Raw genomic sequence first — 5,407 nt, forward strand, 5'->3', positions numbered from 1 at the left:
CGGTCCCGTGGTGCGCCGCCCCGCGTCCCTCCCGGTGTTCCCGGACCGGCCCGGTGTTGTCTTCCCGGGCACGGTGGGAGGCGACGATGCGCTGACGGAGGTCGACCGGAGCATGAGCACGCCCCCACAGTGATCCTGGCACGTGTGGGAGCGGCATCCCTGCCGCGACGGCTTCCAGGGCCTTGCAAGCACGAAGCCGCCGCAGGTGCAGGGTTGCCGCTCCCGCCATGAGGGGTGACCGGCGGCTTGCAACCCGGCCGGCTCCGCCGCAGCATGCAGGGCAACAGTGCAAAGTCATCACAGTGCCATGCCAAGAATCCCAGACGAGCGCCCGCTGAGCCCCAAGCCCAAGATCGTCGATGCCCTGAAGCGCATCCTGCCGGCGGCCTCGGTGCTGTCCACGCCGGCGGAGCTGGGGCCCTATGAGTGCGACGGGCTCACCGCCTTTGCGCAGCGCCCGTTGGCGGTGGCGCTGCCTTCGAGCGTCGAGCAAGTGCAGGCCGTGCTGAAGCTCTGCCGCGAGCAGGGCGTGCCGGTGGTGGCCCGCGGTGCCGGCACGGGCTTGTCCGGCGGTGCGCTGCCGCTCGCCGACGGGGTGCTCTTGTCGCTCGCCAAGTTCAACCGGCTCATCGACATCGACCCGGACAACCGGACCGCGCGTGTCGAGCCCGGCGTGCGCAATCTCGCCATCAGCGAGGCGGCGGCGCCCTACGGGCTCTACTATGCGCCCGACCCATCCAGCCAGATCGCCTGCACCATCGGCGGCAATGTCGCCGAGAACTCGGGTGGGGTGCACTGCCTCAAATACGGCCTCACGGTGCACAACATCGTGAAGCTCAAGCTCGTCACCATCGACGGCGAGCTGTTCGAGGTGGGCAGCGAGGCGCTGGACTCGCCGGGCCTGGACCTGCTGGCCCTAATGACGGGCTCCGAGGGCATGCTCGCGGTCATCGTCGAGGTTACCGTCAAGCTGCTGCCGCAGCCCGAGCGTGCCCAGGCACTGCTCGCCGCCTTCGACAGCGTCGAGACCGCCGGCGCCGCGGTGGCGGAGATCATCGGCGCCGGCATCGTACCGGCAGGCTTGGAGATGATGGACAACCCCGCCATCCGCGCGGCGGAGGACTTCGTGCATGCGGGCTACCCGGTGGACGCGGCGGCCATACTGATCTGCGAGCTGGACGGCTTCAATGCCGAGGTGTCAGTGGAGGTCATGCGGGTGCGAGACCTGCTTCTCGCCGCGGGTGCAACGGACGTGCGCACCGCCCGCGACGACGCCGAGCGGCTCATCTTCTGGAAGGGCCGCAAGGCGGCGTTTCCGGCCGTTGGGCGCATCTCGCCGGACTACTACTGCATGGACGGCACCATCCCGCGCAAGGAGCTGCCCACCGTGCTGAACCGCATCGCCGAGCTGTCCAGCCAGTACGGCCTGAGGGTGGCCAATGTCTTCCACGCCGGCGACGGCAACCTGCACCCGCTGATCCTCTACGATGCCAATATCCCCGGCGAGCTGGACCGAGCCGAGGAGCTGGGCGGCGAGATCCTGACCCTGTGCGTCGAGGTGGGCGGCACCGTCACCGGCGAGCACGGCGTCGGCGTCGAGAAGCTGAACCAGATGTGCGTGCAGTTCAATTCAGACGAGCTTTCGCAGATGCACGCCGTGAAGGCCGCCTTCGACCCTCACGGCCTGCTGAATCCCGGCAAGGCGGTGCCGACGCTGCACCGATGCGCCGAATTCGGCGCCATGCATGTGCACCATGGCGAGCTCAGGTTTCCCGAGCTGCCTCGGTTTTGAGGGAGAATTAGGGGGAGAGGGCTGAGGGCTGAGGGCTGGCGCAGCCTTTGCCCTCCGCCCTCCGCCCTTGAGCTTCTGCCTTCAGAACCGCCAACGCGAGCCAGTCGATGGACGAACGCCCCGGCGACGCGATGCCAAAACAGCTCAACCACGTCCTCATCGACTTCGAGAACGTGCAGCCCAAGAACCTGTCGCTTTTGGTGGGCAAGGGCTATCGGGTGCATGTCTTCGTCGGCGAGAACCAGACCAAGCTGCCCTTCGAGCTGGTGGACGCCATGCAGCAGCTGGGCGACGCAGGACGCTATGTGAAGATTGCCGGTAACGGCCGCAATGCGCTCGATTTTCACATCGCCTTCACCCTGGGCGAGCTGGTGCATGCGGACCCCGAGGGCTACTTCCACGTCATCAGCCGCGACACCGGCTTCGACCCGCTCATCAAGCATCTGCGCAGACAGGGCTTCGAGGCCCACCGGGAGCAGGACCTCGCGGAGATCCCGCCGCTGCGCACGCCGGCCACCGTGGCGGAGGGCGACAAGGTGGGCGTCATCGTCAAGAACCTCGCCGGCCGCGGCCAGTCCCGCCCGCGCAAGGTGAAGACGCTCACCAATACGATCTACTCGCTGTTCAAGCCGAAGCTGGACGAGGGCGAGGTAGACCAGCTCATCCGCGACCTGCAGGAGCAGGGCTATATCGAGCTGGACGGAGACAAGGTCTCCTACCGCCTCCCCCGCGACTGACCCCAAGTTTCCGGCGAAAATTGCGGAAAATTGCGGGGACGGTAAACATAATTTTGCAGATGCACGGCGCCCGTGCCGACGCCGGGCCGTGGCGGTGCAAGAACCCGTGTTTGGATGACAGATGATGCCAACGGAGATCCACAGCACCGACGCAGAGCATGCCCTTGCTGAGCAGGTCCGCGCCGCGGCCGCCAACGGTCGCCGGCTGGCGGTACGCGGCGGCGGTAGCAAGGCGTTCTACGGCAACCCCGTGACAGCGGACGCGGAGCTCGACTGTACGGCCCACATCGGCGTCGTCGCCTACGAGCCCACAGAGCTCGCCATCACGGTGCGCGGCGGCACGCGGCTCGCGGAGGTCGAGGCGCTCTTGGCCGAGCACGGCCAGCAGCTGCCCTTCGAGCCGCCGCACTTCGGTACCAGCGCCACAGCTGGTGACTCGATGGCCACCATCGGTGGCGCCGTCGCAGCCGGGCTGTCCGGCCCGAGGCGGCCTTATGCGGCGAGCGTGCGGGACGCGGTGCTCGGCGTGCGCCTTTTGACCGGCCGGGGCCAGGTGTTGGAATTCGGCGGTCGGGTGATGAAGAACGTCGCCGGCTACGACGTCTCCCGACTCATGGCGGGCTCGCTCGGGGTGCTCGGCGTGCTCCTGGAGGTGTCGCTCAAGGTCATCCCGCGTGCGCCGGGCACGCTGACGCTGGTGCGCGAGGAGACACTGCCGCAGGCCCTGGACCTGCTCAGGCGCTGGTCGCGCAAGGCGCTGCCCATCACCGCCACCGCCTGGCTCGACTGGCGGCTGCGGGTCCGCGTGGACGGCGGGGCGGAGGCGCTGGCGGAGACCCAACGCATCGTCGAGGGCCTGCCGCTGGACGCCGCCGACGACTTTTGGCGGGACCTGCGCGAGCAGCGGCTCCCGTTCTTCACCGACGATGCGCCGTTGTGGCGATTGTCCCTGCCGCCGGCCACCCCGGCGGATTCCACAGCCGGGCTGGCCGCGGGCGCGTCCCCAACCGAGCCGCTGGTGGAGTGGGGCGGTGCTGTCCGCTGGCTGCGCGGTGACCTGCCGGCCGCAGGGGTGCGGGAGCTGGCCCATGCCGCCGGCGGCCATGCGACGCTCTTCCGTGCCGGGGCCGGTGAGCGGCCGGCGGACGGTGTCTTTACGCCCCAGGCGGCTGTGCCGAAACGCCTGCACCAGAACCTGAAGCGCGCCTTCGACCCACAGGGGCTATTGAACCCCGGGCGCTTGTATCCCGACCTGTAGGGGCAGAGCCCAAGCCGTCTCTGTCCGGGACGTCGCCGTCACTGCTGAGCAACCGCGCCCCGCCCATGCAAACCAACCTCCTCTCCGAGCTTGCGGACACCGATGCCGGCCGCGAGGCCGACCGCATCCTCCGCAGCTGCGTCCACTGCGGCTTCTGCACCGCCACCTGCCCCACCTATCAACTCTTGGGCGATGAGCTGGACGGGCCGCGCGGGCGCATCTACCAGATCAAATCCCTGCTGGAAGGAGACGAGCCAACGCGCACAGTGCAGACGCATCTGGACCGCTGCCTCACCTGCCTCAACTGCATGACCACCTGCCCCTCCGGCGTGCAGTACGACAAGCTGCTGGCCACCGGCCGCGAGCTGGTGGAGCAGCAGGTGGACCGACCGCTCATGGAGCGTGTCATGCGCCGCATGCTGCGGCTGCTGGTGCCCTATCCCGGCAGGCTTCTGCCCCTGGTCAAGCTGGGCCGGATCGTCAAGCCCCTGCTGCCGGCGGCGCTCAAGGCGAAGCTGCCGGACGGCGGTGAGCTGGGGCCGCTGCCGAGCCGCCGGCACCCGCGCCGGGTCATCATGCTGGAGAACTGCGCGGAGCCGGCGCTCACGCCCGCCGCGGTCGGTGCGGCGATTCGGGTGCTGGACGCCGTCGGCATCGAGGTGATCCGCCCCGGCGGAGGCTGCTGCGGCGCCGTGAGCGAGCACTTGGCCGCGGGCGACGAGGCGCGCGGCTTCATGCGCCGCAACATCGACGCCTGGTGGCCGTACATCGCCCCGAACGCACCGGAGCCGGCGGAGGCCATCCTCGTCACCGCCAGCGGCTGCGGGGCCATGGTCAAGGACTATGGTCATCACCTGAAAGACGACCCGGCCTATGCCCACAAGGCGGCCCGCGTCTCCGAACTGACCCGGGACCCGTCCGAGCTGCTGACGGCGGCAGACCTGGCTCAGCTGCCGACCCCGGTGGAGCCGGGTGTCCCGCAGCGTATCGCCTTCCATCCCCCCTGCACCCTGCAGCACGGCCAGGGGCTCATGGGCCGGGTGGAGGCGCTGCTGCGCGATGCCGGCTTCGAGCTGCTGCCGGTGCGCGATGCCCACAGCTGCTGCGGCTCCGCCGGCACCTATTCCATCCTTCAGGCCGAGCTGTCCGGCCAACTGCGGGCGCGCAAGCTCGATGCCCTGCAGCAGGGCGGTCCGGCGCTCATCGCCACCGCCAACGTCGGCTGTCAGACGCACCTGGCCGGGGCCGCGGACGTGCCCGTGGTGCACTGGCTGGAGCTGTTCGACCCGGCGCTGGCGGCAAGTAGTCGTTTGCGGCAATCGGTGAGGTCGAGCACCCCAGGTGTCGGCAGTAGAACTGCTGAGCGCCGCTCGGCTGCCGCCTGATCGCCGCCTCTTTTGTCCGCGGCCGGCGCAGACGCCGGCGGCAGCAGCTATGATGTCGCGCTGGTGTCCGTCTGTCCCATTCCACAACAGGGAGGCCCATCCCATGACCCGAACCCGTTGTCTGACGGCAGCGATGCTGGAGGAGGGGATGCGCCACGAGGCGCGGCTCGCCTTCACCCGTGAACAGGTGGACCAGTACTGCGAACTGGTGGGCGATCACAACGCCATCCACCGC

4 protein-coding genes are annotated in these 5,407 nt (G+C 69.2%); all 4 read left to right on the top strand.

Annotated elements, in window-relative coordinates:
• The first annotated feature begins 307 nt into the window (after positions 1-307).
• The 4 genes from I6U14_RS17130 to glcF all read left to right on the top strand — a co-directional run bounded on the left by I6U14_RS17130 (position 308) and on the right by glcF (position 5,172).
• A complete protein-coding gene (locus I6U14_RS17130) occupies positions 308-1,792 on the top strand; it encodes an FAD-linked oxidase C-terminal domain-containing protein (protein ID WP_296900935.1) in 1,485 nt (494 codons plus the stop codon).
• Between the two features lie 107 nt (positions 1,793-1,899).
• The gene (locus I6U14_RS17135) at positions 1,900-2,529 is read left to right on the top strand and encodes a PIN domain-containing protein (RefSeq protein WP_296900936.1); all 630 of its coding nucleotides are present in this window, start codon (positions 1,900-1,902) and stop codon (positions 2,527-2,529) included.
• A 121-nt stretch (positions 2,530-2,650) separates the two neighbouring features.
• A complete protein-coding gene (gene glcE / locus I6U14_RS17140) occupies positions 2,651-3,787 on the top strand; it encodes a glycolate oxidase subunit GlcE (protein WP_296900938.1) in 1,137 nt (378 codons plus the stop codon).
• Positions 3,788-3,852: 65 nt separating this feature from the next.
• Positions 3,853-5,172 carry a glycolate oxidase subunit GlcF gene (glcF, locus tag I6U14_RS17145; protein ID WP_296900939.1) on the top strand — a complete coding sequence of 440 codons (1,320 nt, stop codon included), beginning with the start codon at positions 3,853-3,855 and terminating at the stop codon, positions 5,170-5,172.
• Positions 5,173-5,407: the final 235 nt, after the last annotated feature.

The organism is Thiohalocapsa sp. (assembly GCF_019695415.1).
Classification (GTDB): Bacteria; Pseudomonadota; Gammaproteobacteria; order Chromatiales; family Chromatiaceae; genus Thiohalocapsa.